The organism is Nocardioides sp. (assembly GCF_030019515.1).
Taxonomy (GTDB): Bacteria; Actinomycetota; Actinomycetes; order Propionibacteriales; family Nocardioidaceae; genus Nocardioides.
Genome location: NZ_JASEEQ010000001.1, coordinates 206,331 through 223,009, shown reverse-complemented (window position 1 = coordinate 223,009; position 16,679 = coordinate 206,331). Strand labels below are relative to the sequence as shown.

19 protein-coding genes are annotated in these 16,679 nt (G+C 72.8%); 6 read left to right on the top strand and 13 right to left on the bottom strand.

The genetic code is table 11. The features are described from left to right. Positions 1-33: 33 nt before the first annotated feature. Positions 34-318: a Fe-S cluster assembly protein HesB gene (locus QMC84_RS01105; protein WP_300370826.1), complete on the bottom strand. Its 285-nt coding sequence runs from the start codon at positions 316-318 to the stop codon at positions 34-36. A 114-nt stretch (positions 319-432) separates the two neighbouring features. Here QMC84_RS01105 and QMC84_RS01100 point away from each other — a divergent pair, with 114 nt between their 5' ends. Next, a complete protein-coding gene (locus QMC84_RS01100; RefSeq protein WP_300370823.1) occupies positions 433-888 on the top strand; it encodes an OsmC family protein in 456 nt (151 codons plus the stop codon). A 51-nt stretch (positions 889-939) separates the two neighbouring features. Here QMC84_RS01100 and QMC84_RS01095 read toward each other — a convergent pair whose 3' ends face one another. From QMC84_RS01095 to QMC84_RS01075, 5 genes are read right to left on the bottom strand one after another with little or no spacing between them, the layout of a single operon-like run. Continuing rightward, a complete protein-coding gene (locus QMC84_RS01095) occupies positions 940-1,614 on the bottom strand; it encodes a peptidylprolyl isomerase (RefSeq protein ID WP_300370820.1) in 675 nt (224 codons plus the stop codon). Positions 1,615-1,637: 23 nt separating this feature from the next. Beyond that, entirely contained in the window at positions 1,638-2,720 is a 1,083-nt protein-coding gene (locus tag QMC84_RS01090; protein ID WP_300370817.1) for an alanine racemase, read from the bottom strand. Next, positions 2,717-3,553 carry an aldo/keto reductase gene (locus QMC84_RS01085; RefSeq protein WP_300370813.1) on the bottom strand — a complete coding sequence of 279 codons (837 nt, stop codon included), beginning with the start codon at positions 3,551-3,553 and terminating at the stop codon, positions 2,717-2,719. Before QMC84_RS01085 ends, QMC84_RS01090 begins: the two co-directional genes overlap by 4 nt. 10 nt (positions 3,554-3,563) lie before the next feature. Then, complete coding sequence (locus QMC84_RS01080) at positions 3,564-4,235, bottom strand: lysoplasmalogenase (RefSeq protein ID WP_300370810.1); 672 nt, start codon at positions 4,233-4,235, stop codon at positions 3,564-3,566. A 21-nt stretch (positions 4,236-4,256) separates the two neighbouring features. Then, positions 4,257-4,694: a hypothetical protein gene (locus QMC84_RS01075; protein WP_300370807.1), complete on the bottom strand. Its 438-nt coding sequence runs from the start codon at positions 4,692-4,694 to the stop codon at positions 4,257-4,259. 55 nt (positions 4,695-4,749) lie between these two features. On the opposite strand from QMC84_RS01075, the gene QMC84_RS01070 reads away from it, so the two are divergent. Both QMC84_RS01070 and QMC84_RS01065 read left to right on the top strand, forming a co-directional pair. Next, complete coding sequence (locus tag QMC84_RS01070) at positions 4,750-5,481, top strand: M50 family metallopeptidase (protein ID WP_300370804.1); 732 nt, start codon at positions 4,750-4,752, stop codon at positions 5,479-5,481. A gap of 26 nt (positions 5,482-5,507) precedes the next feature. Beyond that, positions 5,508-6,398, top strand: coding sequence for an LLM class F420-dependent oxidoreductase (locus QMC84_RS01065; protein ID WP_300370801.1), 891 nt, complete (start codon positions 5,508-5,510; stop codon positions 6,396-6,398). Here the strand turns inward: QMC84_RS01065 and QMC84_RS01060 are convergent. The 4 genes from QMC84_RS01060 to QMC84_RS01045 all read right to left on the bottom strand — a co-directional run bounded on the left by QMC84_RS01060 (position 6,395) and on the right by QMC84_RS01045 (position 10,345). Continuing rightward, positions 6,395-6,892, bottom strand: a complete 498-nt coding sequence (locus QMC84_RS01060; protein ID WP_300370799.1) for a VOC family protein — start codon at positions 6,890-6,892, stop codon at positions 6,395-6,397. The genes QMC84_RS01065 and QMC84_RS01060 overlap by 4 nt on opposite strands. A 175-nt stretch (positions 6,893-7,067) precedes the next feature. Further along, positions 7,068-9,452 (bottom strand): excinuclease ABC subunit UvrA, encoded by a 2,385-nt coding sequence (locus QMC84_RS01055; protein WP_300370797.1) that lies wholly within the window; start codon positions 9,450-9,452, stop codon positions 7,068-7,070. Between the two features lie 30 nt (positions 9,453-9,482). Continuing rightward, positions 9,483-9,893: a VOC family protein gene (locus tag QMC84_RS01050; RefSeq protein ID WP_300370794.1), complete on the bottom strand. Its 411-nt coding sequence runs from the start codon at positions 9,891-9,893 to the stop codon at positions 9,483-9,485. Positions 9,894-9,898: 5 nt separating this feature from the next. Beyond that, positions 9,899-10,345, bottom strand: coding sequence for a helix-turn-helix transcriptional regulator (locus QMC84_RS01045; RefSeq protein WP_300370791.1), 447 nt, complete (start codon positions 10,343-10,345; stop codon positions 9,899-9,901). Between the two features lie 159 nt (positions 10,346-10,504). Between QMC84_RS01045 and QMC84_RS01040 the strand changes: the two genes are divergently transcribed. After that, the gene (locus QMC84_RS01040; RefSeq protein WP_300370788.1) at positions 10,505-10,639 is read left to right on the top strand and encodes a hypothetical protein; all 135 of its coding nucleotides are present in this window, start codon (positions 10,505-10,507) and stop codon (positions 10,637-10,639) included. A gap of 28 nt (positions 10,640-10,667) precedes the next feature. Here the strand turns inward: QMC84_RS01040 and QMC84_RS01035 are convergent, their stop codons facing one another. Together QMC84_RS01035 and QMC84_RS01030 are read right to left on the bottom strand one after the other, a co-directional pair. After that, positions 10,668-11,420, bottom strand: a complete 753-nt coding sequence (locus QMC84_RS01035; RefSeq protein ID WP_300370785.1) for a DinB family protein — start codon at positions 11,418-11,420, stop codon at positions 10,668-10,670. Between the two features lie 459 nt (positions 11,421-11,879). After that, on the bottom strand, positions 11,880-13,577 hold the full coding sequence (locus QMC84_RS01030; protein WP_300370782.1) for an alkaline phosphatase D family protein: 1,698 nt from the start codon (positions 13,575-13,577) through the stop codon (positions 11,880-11,882). A gap of 27 nt (positions 13,578-13,604) precedes the next feature. Between QMC84_RS01030 and QMC84_RS01025 the strand changes: the two genes are divergently transcribed. Then, the gene (locus tag QMC84_RS01025) at positions 13,605-14,015 is read left to right on the top strand and encodes a hypothetical protein (RefSeq protein WP_300370779.1); all 411 of its coding nucleotides are present in this window, start codon (positions 13,605-13,607) and stop codon (positions 14,013-14,015) included. A 3-nt stretch (positions 14,016-14,018) separates the two neighbouring features. On the opposite strand, the gene QMC84_RS01020 is transcribed toward QMC84_RS01025, so the two are convergent. After that, positions 14,019-15,035, bottom strand: coding sequence for a zinc-dependent alcohol dehydrogenase family protein (locus tag QMC84_RS01020; RefSeq protein ID WP_300370776.1), 1,017 nt, complete (start codon positions 15,033-15,035; stop codon positions 14,019-14,021). Positions 15,036-15,129: 94 nt separating this feature from the next. Here QMC84_RS01020 and QMC84_RS01015 point away from each other — a divergent pair, with 94 nt between their 5' ends. After that, positions 15,130-16,656, top strand: coding sequence for a UDP-N-acetylglucosamine 1-carboxyvinyltransferase (locus QMC84_RS01015; RefSeq protein ID WP_300370773.1), 1,527 nt, complete (start codon positions 15,130-15,132; stop codon positions 16,654-16,656). The last annotated feature ends 23 nt before the right edge of the window (positions 16,657-16,679 follow it).

Genomic DNA, 16,679 nt, shown 5'->3' with positions numbered 1-16,679 from the left:
GCTTGCTCCGCCCGGACGACGTGCCGCAGGCCGTCAGCCCTGCAGGGCCAGGGCGAACTCGACCTTGCCGGACGGGTCGACGGCGGCGTCGAGGATCTTGTCGCCGAGGAGCTCCGCGGCGGACTCGTCGAGGTAGACGGTCGCCCCGCCCTGCTCGACCACCTGGTCTCCCGGCTCGGCCTGCTCGGCGGCGGAGATCGCGAAGGCGGGCTCCGGGGAGTCGTCGGTGGTGATGCGCAGCCCCGCGGACTCGGCGAGGCCGGGCTGGTTGGTGATCTCGTTGACGATGGCACTGGCGTTCTCGGTGAGGGTGAGCATGCTCGCCTTCCGACTAGCTTGGCTGTGGTCAACCTCCACCGTCCCCGATGGCGGCGGACGAGACAAGGCCGGCACCCGTCCCGGGCGTGTCGCGGCCTCTGGCACCCTGGGGCCATGACCACAGCCGATCAGTCCGCCTCGGACGCCGCCCACCCGGACACGCTGCGCCACATCGACCTGCACAAGATCGGCGTCGGCCGGTTCATGGCGACCAACGGGCGGGGCGGTGTGCTGCCCGTGGGCTCGGGGGACGATCCGGACTTCACCCCGGTGGAGCTGCTGCTCGCCGCCCTGGCCGGCTGCAGCGCGATCGACGTCGACCTGATCACCGGCAAGCGCGCCGCGGCGACGACCTTCGAGGTCGCCGCCGAGGGTGAGAAGGTCCGCGACGAGCAGGGCAACCGGCTGGTCGACCTGCGGCTGAGCTTCCACGTGCGCTTCCCCGAGGGGGAGGACGGCGACCGGGCCCGCGAGGTGCTGCCCCGCTCGGTCGAGCAGTCCCGCGACCGGCTGTGCACGGTCGGCCGCACCGTCCAGCTCGGCGGACCGGTCGAGTACGGCATCCGCTGATCGCGGGGCGCCGGTGGCGCGGTGGGACGCCTCCAGCGGGCGCGACCCGGGTCAGTCGACCGTGACGGACTCGATGTCCACCGGCGTCCGGGGGTGCCCGTCGCCCGGGCCGTTGGCGTCGTCGGTGCCCGCCGCGGCGACCTTCTCCACGGCCTTCAGGCCGGCGTCGTCGACGGTGCCGAACACCGTGTAGTCGGGGGGCAGCGGCGTCTCGCCGTACACGATGAAGAACTGCGAGCCGCCCGAGTCCGGGGCCTGGGTCCGCGCCATCGCGAGGGTGCCCGCGGGATAGGTCTCCGACCCGTCCACCTCGTCCTCGATCGTGTAGCCGGGGCCGCCGGTGCCGGTGCCGGTCGGGTCGCCGCACTGGAGCACGTGGATGCCCTGGGTGGTGAGCCGGTGGCAGGACGTGCCGTCGAAGTAGCCCTGCTCGGCCAGCGACACGAACGAGTTCACCGTGCACGGCGCCGCGGCCGCGTCCAGCTCGAGGCCGAGGTCGCCGACGCTGGTCGCCATCGTGAGCGCGACCGTGCCGGAGGCGGGCGCGTCCTCGGAGGGCGGGTCGACCTCCTTGGCGGGCGCCTGGCCGTCCGCGGCGTAGGTGCAGGTCGTGGTCGCTCCCGGCTCCGGGGCGCTCTGGTCACCGCCGTCCTCGGAGCCGCAGCCGCCGAGCAGCAGGGCGGCGGTGGCGAGGGTGGCGACGGCGGCGGCGGTGCGGAGCGGCATGGCCGGAATCGTAGGGGAGCGGCTCAGCCGTTGCGCCCGCGGGCGGCGACCGGCCACGCCTCGAGCCCACCGCCGGTGTCGCTTCCGGTGTCGGCCCACAGCGTGTCGGCGAGGTTGACCGCGGCGCACACGTGGTTGGGGACCACGTCGACGTGGGCGCCGAGGCGGGGGAGCGGGGCACCCGCCAGGTCGACGACCGCGTGGTGCTCCGAGAGCTGCACGACGCGCGCGTCCGGGTACGCCGGCAGCCGGCCCCACCCGGTCGCGTACGCCGCCCGGTCCGCGCCGAGCGCCTTGCTGCCGGCGTCCAGGACCAGCCGGCCGCCGGCGTGGCTGACGACCGTGGCCCGACAGGTCAGTGCGAGGTCGCCGGGTGCCGCCGTGCCGAGCTCCCACTGCTGGGCGTCGCCGAAGACGTACACGCCGGGCCGCAGCTCGGTGAGCTCGTCGGTGTGGGTGTGGGCCAGGCTCGGGGTGGACCCGCCGCTGACGACGTCCGGCTCGAGGCCGATCGCACGCAGCGACGCCGTGGCCGCCTGCAGGGCCCGGGCCTCGTCGGCGGCGGCGGTCCGCAACGCGTCGGGGGAGTAGCTGTGGCCCGGAAAGGTGAACACCCCGCGCACCGGCAGGCCCGCCTCGACGGCCGCGGCCGCGACCGCCCCGGCCCCGGCGGGGGCGACCCCGGAGCGGTGCTGGCCGCTGTCAACCTCCACGAGGGCGGCCACCCCGCTGCCCTCGAGCAGTCGGGCGGCCTGCTGCGCCGCCTCGGCCGAGTCCACGCCGATGGCCAGGTCCGCGCGATCCGCGAGGTCGCGCACCCGTCGGGCGCCCGCCTCGGTCAGCCAGAGCGGGTAGGCGACGAACACGTCCTCGGCCCCGGCCTCGACGAACACCTCGGCCTCGCCGATCGTCGCGACGGTGAGCCCGAGCGCTCCGGCCGCGAGCTGGAGCCGGGCGATCTCGGGGCTCTTGTGGGTCTTGGCGTGCGGCCGCAGCGAGACGCCGGCCGTCGCCGCCCACCGGGCGGTGCGCTCGATGTTGGCCCGGAGCCGGCTGACGTCGACGCGGAGGTACGGCGTGGCCGGCTCGACCGCGGGCCCGCTCACATCTCCTCATGGGTGTCGGGGTCGCCGCCGAACAGCCGGCCGTCCGGGCGGCCGAGCGCGGTGATCGCCGCGACCTCCTCCTCGGAGAGCTCGAACCCGAGCACGTCGAGGTTCTGCCGCTGCCGCTCGGGCGTGGCGGACTTGGGGATCGGGATGTTCCCGAGCTGGAGGTGCCAACGCAGGATCACCTGCCCCGGCGTCACGCCGTGCCGCTCCGCCGCGGTGGCGACGGCCGGCTCCGCGAACGGCGCCTGGCGCTTGCCCAGCGGGCTCCAGGCCTCGGTCCGGATCCCCAGGCGCTCGTCGACGGCACGCATCTCGGCCTGCGGGAAGTAGGGGTGCAGCTCGATCTGGTTGACCGCGGGCGTCACGCCGGTCGCCTCGATGATCCGCTCCAGGTGCCGGGCGGTGAAGTTGGAGACGCCGATCGAGCGGACCAGGCCCTGCTCGCGCAGGTCGACGAGGGCCCGCCAGGCCTCGACGTACCGGTCGCGACTCGGGTTGGGCCAGTGGATCAGGTGCAGGTCGAGGTACTCCAGGCCCAGCCGCTCGAGCGACCCGTGCACGCTCGCGATCGCGTCGTCGTACCCGTGGTCGCGGCCCGGGAGCTTGCTGGTCACCTGGAGCAGCTCACGGGGCACGCCGGAGCGCCGGATCGCCTCGCCGACCGCGCTCTCGTTCTGGTAGTTCACGGCCGTGTCGAGCAGCCGGTAGCCCACCTCGATCGCGCTCCGGATCGCGTCGACCCCCTCCTCGCCCTTCATCGGGTAGGTGCCGAAGCCGATGGCCGGGAGCGTGCTGCCGTCGTTGAGGGTGTGGGACGGGAAGGACATGGTCGCCAACCTACCGACGCAGGCCCTCGGCGATGGACCACTGCGCGGCGGTGTAGGTCGCTATCACGGTCGCCTCGAGCGCGGCGGACGCCGGGCTCTCCTCGCCGACCAGGAAGGTGCGGACGCCCAGGACGGTGTCCGAGACGAGGAACAGCGCGGCGCCGACCAGGACCCGGTCGCGACCGCGGTCCCGGTCGATCGCGGCCGCCGCCGCGACCATGGTCGCCAGCGCGCCGGCGTACGCCGCGATCGGCGCGGCGAGGACCCGGTCCTCGCGGGCCGCGGCCAGCGTCATCCCTGCGGCGGCGAGGCCGCCGAACGCCAGGAAGCGCCGGCGTCCCGGCGTGGCGAGGACCGGCGCCGAGGAGCGGGCCCGGAAGGCGGAGAGGTACGCGACGTGGGCGCCGAGGAACAGGCCGACCCCGGCCAGGAACGACGTACGCCCCTTCCCGAGCAGGGCGAGGTCACCGCCCCAGGAGAAGGCCTGGGCCGTGGCGAGCGGGTGGTCGGCCGGTGCGGGCAGCGAGCGGGTCAGGAGCGCCGGCATCAGCAGCGGCTTGGTCAGCAGCCGGAGCCGCCGGATGCGCGGTGGCGCCCCCGCCAGGGCCGCGTCGGTCAGCGCCAGCAGGCCGAACGCGGCCCCCGGCACCCGCCGAGGGGCTCGGCCGTCCGCGTGGGTCATCACCGGAATCAGACCGTCGTCTCAGAGATCGTCGGGAGTGGCTTCGTGGCCGGGAGCGCCGTGGGTACGGCGGTCCTCCTTCATCTCGGCCTCGTAGAGGTGCCGGCGCCCGCCGACGAGCAGCTCGCGGGCGGCCCGCTCCAGCTCCTGGAACGTCGCGTAGTAGCCGTCGTCGTAGGCCTCGACGATCTGGAAGGTCCAGCGGCCGGGGATCACGTTCCGCCCCACCAGGTCCAGGTCGATGCGATCGGCGAGCTCGACGTGCCCGGCCTCGCGCAGCCTCCGGACGGCGTCGCCGAGCGTCAGGTCGGCCGTACCGGAGAGCCGGTGGAAGGCGTACAGATGGCCGCGGGCCACCTCCACGGCCTCCAGCGCCTCCGAGAGCCGACCCAGCGCCTGGACCGTGGCGTCGTCGACGCCCTCCGGGCGCCGGTGGGCGGCACTGGGTCCGTCGGTCATGCCTGGGGCGTACCCAGTGGGAGCTGGTCCCACGCGCGTGCGGGACCCTGTCCGCATGGCCGCGACGGACGTGCTCTCCGGGCTCTCCGGGATCTGGGACGACGTCGTCGGTCACCAGGCCCCGCTCGAGCAGGATCGGGTCCTGCTCGCGGGGGTGGCCGCGCTCCTGCTGGTGGTGCTGCCCGCCGGGTGGCGGTTCGGGCGGCACCTGGTGACGATCGCGCACGAGGGCGCGCACGGCGTCGCGGCGCTGCTCAGCGGCCGGCGGCTCGCGGGCATCCGGGTGCACTCCGACACCTCCGGCCTGACCGTCTCCCGCGGCCGCCCGACCGGCCCGGGGATGGTGGCCACGACCGCGGCCGGCTATCTCGGCCCGGCTGCGCTCGGCCTGGGCGCGGCGTACCTGCTCCGCGAGCGGCACGCGCTCGCCGTGCTGTGGCTCGCGGTGCTCCTCCTCGCGCTGCTGCTGCTCCGGATCCGCAACTTCTATGGGCTGTACGCCGTCGGGGTCGCCGTCCTGGTCGTGCTCGCCGTCTCCTGGTGGGGGAGCGGGCAACTGCAGACCGCGGTGGCCTACGCCGGCACCTGGTTCCTCCTCCTCGCCGCGCCGCGGCCGGTGCTGGTGCTCCAGGCGCTGCGCCACCGGGGCCGCGCGCGCACGTCGGACGCCGATGTGCTCGCGCGGCTGACCCGGCTGCCCGGGCTGGTGTGGGTCGGGGTCTTCCTGGCCGCGACGCTCGGCGCGCTGGTGCTCGGCGCGCGCTGGCTGCTCGCCGTGCCCAGCTAGGGAGTGGCCCGGTCTAGGCTCGGGCCGTGCAGATAGGGATCCACTACGCGAACTTCAGCCACCCCGAGTGGCAGAGCCGGCTGGCCGAGCGCCTCACCGAGACCGCGGTGACGGCCGACCAGGGCGGTGTCGCACAGCTCACCGTGATGGACCACTACTTCCAGATGGAGCAGCTGGGCGGTCCTCCGGAGCCGATGCTCGAGGGGTACACGACCCTGGGCTACCTGGCCGGCCGGACCGAGCACCTGCGGCTGGGGCTGCTGGTGACCGGCGCGACGTACCGGCACCCGGGCCTGCTCGCCAAGATCGTCACCACGCTCGACGTGCTCTCGCACGGCCGCGCCCTGCTCGGCCTGGGCGCGGCGTGGTACGAGCGCGAGCACGTCGGCCTGGGCGTGCCGTTCCCGCCGACGGCCGAGCGGTTCGAGCGGCTCGAGGAGACGCTGCGGATCTGCCGGCAGCTGTGGAGCGAGGACGACGGCCCGTTCGAGGGCCGGCACTACCGGCTCGCCGAGACCGTCTGCGTGCCGCCGCCGGTGCAGCGGCCGCACCCGCCGATCCTGGTGGGCGGGGGAGGGGAGCGGAAGACGCTGCGCCTGGTCGCGCAGTACGCCGACGCGTGCAACCTGTTCCCGGACAGCCCGGAGGGCGCGCGGCACAAGCTCGACGTGCTGCGCGGGCACTGCGACGCCGTCGGCCGCGACTACGACGAGATCGAGAAGACGATGCTCGGTGGCGCGAGTGGGCCCGACCCGCTGGCGGACACCGACGCCTACGTCGCCGAGATGGAGCGGTACGCCGCGCTCGGCATCACCCTCGTCGCGCTGACGCCGCCGACCGACGACCCGGCCGGCTGGACGGCCGCGCTGTGCGAGCGGGTCGTCCCGCGCCTGGCGCAGCTTCCGGGAGCGAGCTAGAGGACGCTCAGGCCGTACATCTCGCCGAGCGGGTCGGAGATCAGCTCCACCCGGGTCCCGTCCGGGTCGCGGAAGTACATCGAGGTGCCGCTCTCCAGGAGGTACTCCACGCCGTCCGCGTCCAGGTTGGCCCGCAGCCGCTCCCAGCGCGCCGGCTCGACCGAGATCGCCAGGTGGTGCAGGCCGCCGAGGACCTCGGCGTACGGCCCGACGTCGAGGCCCGGGAAGTCGAAGAACGCGATCAGGTTGCCGTTGCCGATGTCGAAGAAGAAGTGGTTGGAGCCGGCGTAGTCGCGGTTCTCGACGATCTCGGTCAGCGGGAACTCCAGCACCTGCTGGTAGAAGCGCACGGTCCGCTCGACGTCCGCGCACACGATCGCGACGTGGTGCAGGCCGCGGGCCGCGGACGGCGCCCGCGAGGACGTCGGGGAGAGGTAGGTGGCGCGGATCCGCTCGCGCTCGGCGGCGATCCCGGCCAGGTCGACCTCGGTCATGCCGGGAGGCTACTCCGGATCGCCCGCCGGGGCGTCACCTGACATAATGTCAGTTATCGGCGAACCAGACCGGGGTGTTGGGGTGGGCGTCGTACCTGACGGAAATGTCGTCTCCCAGGCCGATCCACAGCAGGTTCGTCAGGTGCGCGACCGCTCCCAGGTCCCGGACGACGGCTCAGGGCCCGACGTACGCCGCGAGGTGCTCGCCGGTCAGGGTCGACCGTGCGGCGACCAGGTCGGCCGGCGTGCCCTCGAAGACCACCCGGCCGCCGTCGTGGCCGGCGCCCGGGCCGAGGTCGATGATCCAGTCGGCGTGCGCCATCACGGCCTGGTGGTGCTCGATCACGATCACCGACCGGCCGGCGTCGACGAGCCGGTCCAGCAGGCCGAGCAGCTGCTCGACGTCGGCGAGGTGCAGCCCGGTGGTGGGCTCGTCGAGCACGTACACCTCGCCCTTGTCGGCCATCTGGGCCGCGAGCTTGAGCCGCTGCCGCTCCCCTCCGGACAGGGTGGTGAGCGGCTGACCCAGGCTGACATAACCGAGCCCGACGTCCGAGAGCCGCTCCAGGATCCGGTGCGCGGCCGGCGTGGCCGCCTCGCCCTCGGCGAAGAACGCCAGCGCCTCGGTGACCGGCATCGCCAGCACCTCGCTGATGTCCTTGCCGCCGAAGGTGTACTCCAGCACCGCGGCCTGGAAGCGCTTGCCCTCGCAGTCCTCGCACGGGGACTCCATCGTGGCCATCACGCCGAGCTCGGTGAAGATCACCCCGGCGCCGTTGCAGGTCGGGCAGGCGCCCTCGGAGTTCGCGCTGAACAGCGCCGGCTTCACCCCGTTGGCCTTGGCGAAGGCCTTGCGGATCGGGTCGAGCAGGCCCGTGTACGTCGCCGGGTTGCTGCGCCGGGAGCCCTTGATCGCGGCCTGGTCGACCACGACGACGCCGTCGCGGCCGGCCACCGAGCCCTGGACCAGCGAGCTCTTGCCCGACCCGGCGACGCCGGTGAGCACGCAGAGCACCCCGAGCGGGAGGTCGACGTCGACGTCGCGCAGGTTGTGCGTCGAGGCACCTCGGACCTGCAGCGCGCCGGTGGGCTCGCGGACCGAGTCCTTGAGGGCGGCCCGGTCGTCGAGGTGCCGTCCGGTGACCGTCGGACTGCTGCGCAGGCCGTCGTACGTGCCCTCGAAGACCACCTGGCCACCGGCGCTGCCGGCGCCGGGACCGAGGTCGACGACGTGGTCGGCGATCGCGATCGTCTCCGGCTTGTGCTCGACGACGAGCACGGTGTTGCCCTTGTCGCGCAGCTGCAGCAGCAGCCCGTTCATCCGCTCGATGTCGTGGGGGTGCAGCCCGATCGTGGGCTCGTCGAAGACGTAGGTGACGTCGGTCAGTGACGAGCCGAGGTGGCGGATCATCTTGGTCCGCTGCGCCTCTCCCCCGGACAGCGTGCCCGCGGGCCGCTCGAGCGAGAGGTAGCCGAGGCCGATCTCGGCGAACGAGTCCAGCAGGTGCTGGAGCCCGGCGACCAGCGGGGCCACCGTGGGCTCGTCGAGGTCGCGGAGCCAGGCGGCCAGGTCGGTGATCTGCATCCGGCACAGGTCCGCGATGTTCTGCCCGGCGATCCTCGAGGAGCGGGCCTCCGCGCTCAGCCGGGTGCCGTCGCAGTCGGGGCAGGTCGTGAACGTGATCGCACGCTCGACGAAGGCCCGGATGTGCGGCTGCATCGCCTCGACGTCCTTGGAGAGCATCGACTTCTGGATCTGCGGGATCAGGCCGAGGTAGGTCAGGTTGATCCCGTCGACCTTGATCTTGGTGGCCTCCTTGTACAGGAGGGCCTCCAGCTCCTTCTTCGTGTACTTCCGGATCGGCTTGTCGGGGTCGAACCAGCCGCAGCCGCGGAAGATCCGTCCGTACCAGCCCTCCATGCTGTAGCCGGGGATCCTCAGGGCCCCCTCGTTGAGCGAGAGGCTGTCGTCGTAGAGCGCGGTGAGGTCGAAGTCGCTGACCGAGCCCATCCCCTCGCAGCGCGCGCACATGCCGCCGAGGTAGACGGCCTTGCGCACCGTGATCCGCTCCCCGCGACCCTTGTCGACCGACATCGACCCGCTCGCCGTGCGGGTGGGGACGTTGAACGAGAAGGCGGTCGGCGAGCCGATGTGCGGGTCGCCGATCCGGCTGAAGAGGATGCGCAGCATCGCGTAGGCGTCGGTCGCGGTGCCGACCGTGGAGCGCGGATTCGCCCCCATCCGCTCCTGGTCGACGATGATCGCCGTGGTCAGCCCCTCCAGGACGTCGACCTCGGGGCGTGCCAGCGTGGGCATGAACCCCTGCAGGAACGCGCTGTAGGTCTCGTTGATCAGCCGCTGCGACTCCGCGGCGATCGTGTCGAAGACCAGCGAGCTCTTCCCCGATCCCGAGACCCCGGTGAACACGGTGAGCCGGCGCTTCGGGATCTCGACGTGCACGTCACGCAGGTTGTTCACCCGGGCGCCGTGCACGCGGATCACCTCGTGGCTGTCGGCGGGGTACGGCGTGCGGGCAGGTGCGGCGGACTTCGAGGGCATGCCGGGGCGGACTCCTTCGCGGATGGTTGCTCAGTCGATCTGCTGGATCCGGACCAGGTTGCCCGCCGGGTCGCGGAACGCGCAGTCGCGCACGCCGTACGGCTGCAGGGTGGGCTCCTGGACGACCTCGGCGTCGGTGGCCTGGACCCGGTCGAACGTGGCGTCCAGGTCCTTGGTCGCCAGCAGGATCCAGCCGTAGGTGCCCTTGGCCATCATCTCGGAGATCATCCGGCGTTCGTCCTCGGTGATGCCGGGGTCCGCGGCCGGCGGGGCCAGCAGGATGCAGGTGTCGGGCTGGCCGGCCGGACCGACGGTGACCCACCGCATGGTGCCGGTGCCGACGTCACTGCGGACCTCGAAGCCGAGGACGTCGCGGTAGAACGCCACCGACTCGTCCGGGTCGACGTGGGGCAGGGCCGTGGTGTGAATGGTGATGTCCATGGGGTTCACGCTAGGTGGGGTGCGTGGGCCGGCGCTTCTCGATTCCTGATCGGTCTGGTGACCTGCTTCGCGACGCACGACGGCAGGCCGGCCGGCACCTGCGCCTCCTGGCGGTAGACGCTCGGCGGCATGCCGACCAGCTCGGTGAAGCGGGTGCTGAACGTGCCCAGCGAGGAGCAGCCGACCGCGAAGCAGACCTCGGTGACCGACAGGTCGCCGCGGCGCAGCAGCATCATCGCCCGCTCGATCCGGCGGGTCATCAGGTAGCCGTAGGGCGACTCGCCGTACGCGAGCCGGAACTGGCGGCTCAGGTGCCCGGCCGACAGGTGCGCGCCCCGGGCGAGCGCCTCGACGTCGAGCGGCTGGGCGTACTCCCGGTCGATCCGGTCCCGGACCCGCCGCAGCCGCGCGAGGTCGCGCAGGTCCGGCGTCTTCGCGGGTCGGGTCGCCACGTCCGCGAGTCTTCCACATCGGGTCGCTCGGCCCGGTCGGTCGCGGTTCCTTCACTGCCGACCGTTCCGGCCGATGGCAGAGGTATCCGGTGGGTGATCTCGGGCCTCCTCTGGACACGGAGGTCCGAAGCCATCAGGGACGATGTGGGAGGAAGCGCCATGTGGGACACGGTCGAGACCAGCAGCGAGCACCTGTCGCACGACCGGCCGTGCCCGCTGTGCGGGCACGCACTGCACGTCTACCTGGCGTGCGACGGCTGCGACTGCGAGCCGCGCCCGGTCCACGCCGCCTGATCGGGCCCGCTCGGGCGTCGAGCCCGGGTCAGGATCCGGCGCGGCGGCGCTCGAGGGCGTCGAGGTCGCGCTCGGCGTAGAGCCGGTGCAGCCACTCCTCGTTGATGATCGCGCGCAGGCACCGGCGTACGGGGTAGGCGACCGGCGGCGGGTAGCCGGGAGCGTCGACCGGCTCGGTGTCGCCGGCCAGCCGCTCATCGGTGAGCCCGGCGAGCACCTCGCGCACCGTGGCCATCCGGTCGGCCCGCACGGCCAGCACCACCTCCAGGCTCGGCCGGGCGTCGGGGTCGTTCGGGACGCCCGGCACGTCCCCCATCTCGGTGTGCGGCAGCCCGAGCGGGTGGTAGGGAGCGGGGTCGCCCAGGACGGCGCGGAGCACCCAGGCGTCGGTGGCCATCACCAGGTGGCGCAGCGTCTCGACGAACGACCACTCGTCGTCCACCCGCTCGTGCAGCAGGTCCGGCGGCAGCCGACGGGCCCGTTCGACGGTGACCGTCCACAGCTGCTCGAGGGTCGCCCAGGCGACCCGGTAGCCCTCGGCGTCGGTGGGCCGCATCCGCACGCGCTGCGGATGGCGGCGATCGAGCTCGGCCTCCACCAGCGGCGCGACCTCGATGCCGTTGACGCGCAGGCCGTCGATGTCGCCGTCGATCTCCGCATCGGTGAGCAGGGCGCCGCGGATCACCGTGTCGGTCAGGTCCACGTTGTGGAAGCGCGACCGGCTCAGGTCGACGTTCTCGAAGCGCGACCCGGTGAGGTCCTCCTGGACATGTTCGACCACGGCGTCACCGTAGACGGGGCCACCGACAGCGGGTCCCCCTGGCCCGGTCGGGCTACTCCCCCCTGCCCCGTCCGGGTGGTTCGATGCCGTCCCGTCACATCCGTCCCACCGGATCCTTACCGTCGATGGCGAGGCGCCGCGCCGCACGCCCGGTCCGACCTGTTGTCCACAGGTCGTCCGGGGCCGGGTTGGCCGGGCCTCGCTGGGGGGCACGATCGACGGTACGAGAGGAGGTAGAGCCATGTGGGACACCGTCCAGACCAACGCGGTGCACCTGTCGCACGACATGCCGTGCCCACATTGCGGGCACGCCCTCCACACCTACCTAGCGTGCGGAGACGCCTGCAACTGTGAGCCGGCGCGTCCGCGCCGGTACGCCGAGGCCGTCCTCGCCTGAGTCGCACCACCGACTCCCCCGACCCCCACCCGGAGCGTCGGCCGGGCACCCGTGTGGTGTCCTCAGCCGACCGGGTCGACGGTCGCCACCCGCTTGAGCACGGGCAGTTCCGGGCGGCCGTCGACCTCCCCCGCGACCCACCAGAACCGCACGCCGCCGGCGCCGACCTCCAGGATCGCCAGGTTGTTGTCGTACCAGGGGCCCTGGGTGACGGCCCAGCGCAGCGGCTCGAGCGGCACCCGGCCCGCGAGCGAGAGCAGTCGGCCCACCCGGCCCGCGGCTCGCTTGGAGGTGGCCCTCATGAACCCGCGCATCACCCGCGGGAGCGGGTTCCGGATCGGCGAGCACACCGCCTGCACGATCCGGCTGGCGACCTCGCCGTGTCGTGGCCACGCCTCCGCCACGTAGCTGTGGTGGACGTCGCCGGACAGGAACGTGACCGTGCGCGGTGCCCGCCCGCGCCGGCCGGCGGCCACCTCGAGCACGATCTCGGCGACGTCGCGGAAGCCCTGTTGGAAGGCCGCCCAGTGCTCCAGGTCCGCGCCGGACCGGGCGTGCTCTCCCAGCCACATGCCCGGACGGCCCCACGCCCCCTCGGCGATCGACTCGCTGAACGACTCGATGTGGTGCAGCCCGGGCGCGAGCAGGAACGGCAGCGAGGTGCCGACCAGGAGGTGGTCGACGTCCCCGCGCAGCTGCGCGTCGAGCCACATCAGCTCGCCGTCGTCGAGCATCGATCGGCGGTCGGGCTCGAGCACGCGCGCGGCACGCGAGTCCACGACGACCAGCCGCGCCTGGGTGTCGAAGTCGCGGGAGTAGCTCCAGCGATAGGTCTCCGGCTCCTGGTCGGCGCGGTCGGCCAACGCGTCCAGCGTCTCGGTGACGTCCAGCTCCTCCCCCTCCCCGGCAGCGCCGTCGTACGACGTGATCCGCCGCCAGAGCTCGTCGGCGGCGCGCTCGTCGGGGCCGAGGTTGCCCAGGTGCTGGTAGACCCAGTACGACGCCAGCCCACCCACGACGCGGTCGTGCCACCACGACGTCGCCTCCATCGCCTGGCGCCAGGACCAGCTGGTGTTCCAGTCGTCGCGGATGTCGTGGTCGTCGAAGATCATCGCGCTGGGCAGGGTGGAGAGCAGCCAGCGGTTCGCGGGGTCACGCCAGGCGAGCGAGTACAGGTGGGCGTACTCCTCGTAGTCCTTGAGCTCGTACCACGGCGCCTGCTCGGGGTCGCGCCGGCGCTCGATGAAGGCGCGCATCTCGTCGCTGGTCTCGTCGGCGTAGACCTGGTCGCCGAGGAACAGCACCAGGTCCGGCCAGCGCTCGCTGTCCTCGGGCGAGTCCGCGGTCGTGACGCCGGCCATGAACAGCGCGTAGGCGCGCAGCGCGTCGACCCCGAACTGCGCGTTGCCGTGCTCGTCGTTGGAGACGCTGACCCGGCACGAGCCGAAGGCCATCCGCAGCGGCTTGCCCGGCTCGAGGGTCGGGATCACCGACGGCGGGAACTCCGCGAAGGCGGGGTCGTCCGAGGGCCAGACCCGGGCGCCGTCGACGTCGACGGTGTACGGCGTGTGGGTGCCGGGCTCGAGGCCGGTCAGCTCGACCAGCGCGTAGTGGTGGCCGTGCGCGGCGAAGGTCCGGCTCGTGGCCGCGTGCGCGCCGGCGGTGACCGTGACGGCGGCGTCTCGGGCGGTCTCGACCCACACCGCCGCGGTCGTGGCGTCGACGTACCGGAGCAGCGGGCCGAGCACCAGATCCGACATAGGAGTGAACCTAATACGCTAGGGCCCATGGCGACCCCTGTGCAGCGCACTTCCCACGTCCCGGCCCACCCCGCCGCCGACCTCCCGTCGGCCGAGCCCGTCCCCGTCGTCGCGCCGTTCGGCTGGCTGCTGGCGCTCCTCGGCGGCGTCGGACTGATTCTCGCGACGTGGCTGATCTACCCCCTCGACGAGGACGGCATGTGGGCCGGCTACCGCGGCAGCCTCATCGGCACGGTCGTGATCGTGGCGGCGCTGTGGCTGCGCACCTCGCTGCCGGCCCGGCCCGCGATCGGCCTGATCGGGCTGTCGGGTGTGCTGCTCGTGCTGTTCGCGGTGTTCCTCGACAACTCCCAGCGGGTGCTGGTCAGCGAGCTGGTCGCCGGGATCGTGCTGCTGCTGGGCGCCGGCCTGCAGGCCGCCGGTCCGCACCGCAGGTGAGCCTCACGGCTCGACCAGCACCTTGATCGCGCGGCGCTCGTCCATGGCCCGGTAGCCCTCGGCGACCTCGTCCAGCGGCAGCGTGCTGTCGAAGACCAGGCCCGGCTCGATCCGGCCGGCCAGCACCAGCTCGAGCAGCTCGGGGACGTAGCGCCGGGTCGGCGCCATGCCGCCCGACAGGCCGATGTTGCGCTGGAACATCCGGCGCACCGGGAGCTCCACGCCGTGCGGAACGCCTACGAAGCCGACGGTCGACCCGGGCCGGGCGATCGAGAAGGCCGTGCGCATCGCCTGGTCGGTGCCGACGCACTCGAGGACCGCATCGGCCCCCACTCCCCCGGTGATCTCCATGATCGCCGCGGTCCCGTCGTCGCCGCGCTCGGCCACGACGTGGGTCGCCCCGAAGCGCCGGGCCAGCTCCTGGCGCGGCTGGTGCCGGGACATCGCGACGATCGTCTCCGCCCCCATCACCGCTGCGGCCAGCACGCCGCACAGCCCGACCGCGCCGTCGCCGACCACGACCGCCGTACCGCCCTCGCGGACGCCGGCGGAGACCGCCGCGTGCCAGCCGGTGGGCAGCACGTCGGCCAGGGTGAGCAGTGAGGGCAGCAGGCCCGCGTCCGGCGCACCCTGCGTGGCGACCAGGCTGCCGTCGGCCTGGGTGACCCGGGCGTACTCCGCCTGGCCGCTGACGGTGAAGCCCAGGTTGACGCAGGCGGACTGGGCGCCGGCCAGGCAGTGCGGGCAGGTGTTGTCGCAGTGGTCGAACGGCACGATCACGAAGTCGCCGGGCCGGACCGTGCGGACCTCGGGGCCGACCTCCGCCACCACGCCCACGCACTCGTGGCCGATGGTGGCGCCGGGCGTGATGTCGTTCTCGCCGCGGTACGGCCACAGGTCCGAGCCGCAGATGCAGCCCGCCACCACCTTCACGACCGCGTCGGTGGGCGCCTCGATGGTGGGGTCGGGGACCTCGGAGACCCGGATGTCGCGAGGGCCGTGGATCGTCGTTGCGCGCATGCCAACATCCTGCCAGCCGGCGCTCCCCCGGCGCCGCGGCGGCCGACCGACCCGAGTCTGTGGCGTTATCTCATATGTGAGTTACCGTGCAGGTATGAGCGAGGGATACAAGAACCGCATCGGGAACCTCATTCGTGACGCCCGCAAGCACCGGGGCCTGACCCAGCACCAGCTCGCGGACCTGCTCGGGACCAGCCAGAGCGCGATCAACCGGATCGAGAAGGGCCACCAGAACCTCTCCCTGGAGATGCTCGCCCGGATCGGCGCCGCACTCGACTCGGAGATCGTGGCCCTCGGCGCCGGCCCCACCCACCTGCGGGTCAGCGGTCCGACGACCCTGTCGGGCGAGATCGACGTGAAGACCTCGAAGAACGCCGGCGTCGCACTGCTGTGCGCCACGCTCCTCAACCGTGGCCGCACCACGTTGCGCAAGGTCGCCCGGATCGAGGAGGTCAACCGGCTGCTCGAGGTGCTGACCAGCATGGGCGTGCAGTGCCGCTGGCTCAACGACGACAACGACCTCGAGATCGTGCCCCCGCGGACCCTCGAGCTGGACCACGTCGACGCCGACGCGGCCCGCCGGACCCGCTCGATCATCATGTTCCTCGGGCCGCTGCTGCACCGTGCGGACGCCTTCGAGCTGCCGTACGCCGGCGGCTGCGACCTCGGCACCCGCACCGTCGAGCCGCACATGGCGGCACTGCGGCCCTTCGGCCTGGAGGTCAAGGCGACCGAGGGCAACTACCATGCGGCGGTCAACCACGCGGTCGAGCCGACCCGTCCGATCGTGCTCACCGAGCGCGGCGACACCGTCACGGAGAATGCGCTGATGGCCGCGGCGCTGCACGCCGGCACCACCGTGATCCGCAACGCCTCGTCGAACTACATGGTCCAGGACCTGTGCTTCTACCTCGAGCGGCTCGGCGTGGGCATCGAGGGCATCGGCACCACCACGCTCTCGGTCACCGGCCTCGCCGAGATCGACGTCGACGTCGACTACGCGCCCAGCGAGGACCCGATCGAGGCGATGTCGCTGCTGGCCGCCGCGATCGTCACCAAGTCGTCGATCACGATCCGCCGGGTGCCGATCGAGTTCCTCGAGATCGAGCTGGCCCTGCTGGAGGAGATGGGCTTCTGCTACGAGCGCTCCGAGGAGTATGTCGCGCTCAACGGACACACCCGCCTGGTCGACATCACGACGCTCCCCTCCGAGCTGCACGCGCCGCTGGACAAGATCCACCCGATGCCGTTCCCCGGGCTGAACATCGACAACCTGCCGTTCTTCGCGGTGATCGCGGCCGTCGCCGTGGGCCAGACCCTGCTGCACGACTGGGTCTACGAGAACCGGGCGATCTACCTCACCGACCTCAACAAGCTCGGCGCGAAGGTCAAGCTCCTGGACCCGCACCGGGTGATGATCGAGGGGCCCACCAGCTTCACGGGCACCGAGCTCGTCTGCCCGCCGGCCCTGCGCCCCGCGGTCGTCATCCTGCTGGCGATGCTCGCCTCGAAGGGCACCTCGGTGCTGCGCTCGACCTACGTCATCCACCGTGGCTACGAGGACCTCGCCGAGCGCCTCAACCAGCTCGGCGCCAGCATCGAGACCTTCCGCGACATCTGAGCTGCCGTGGTCACCCGAGCTCG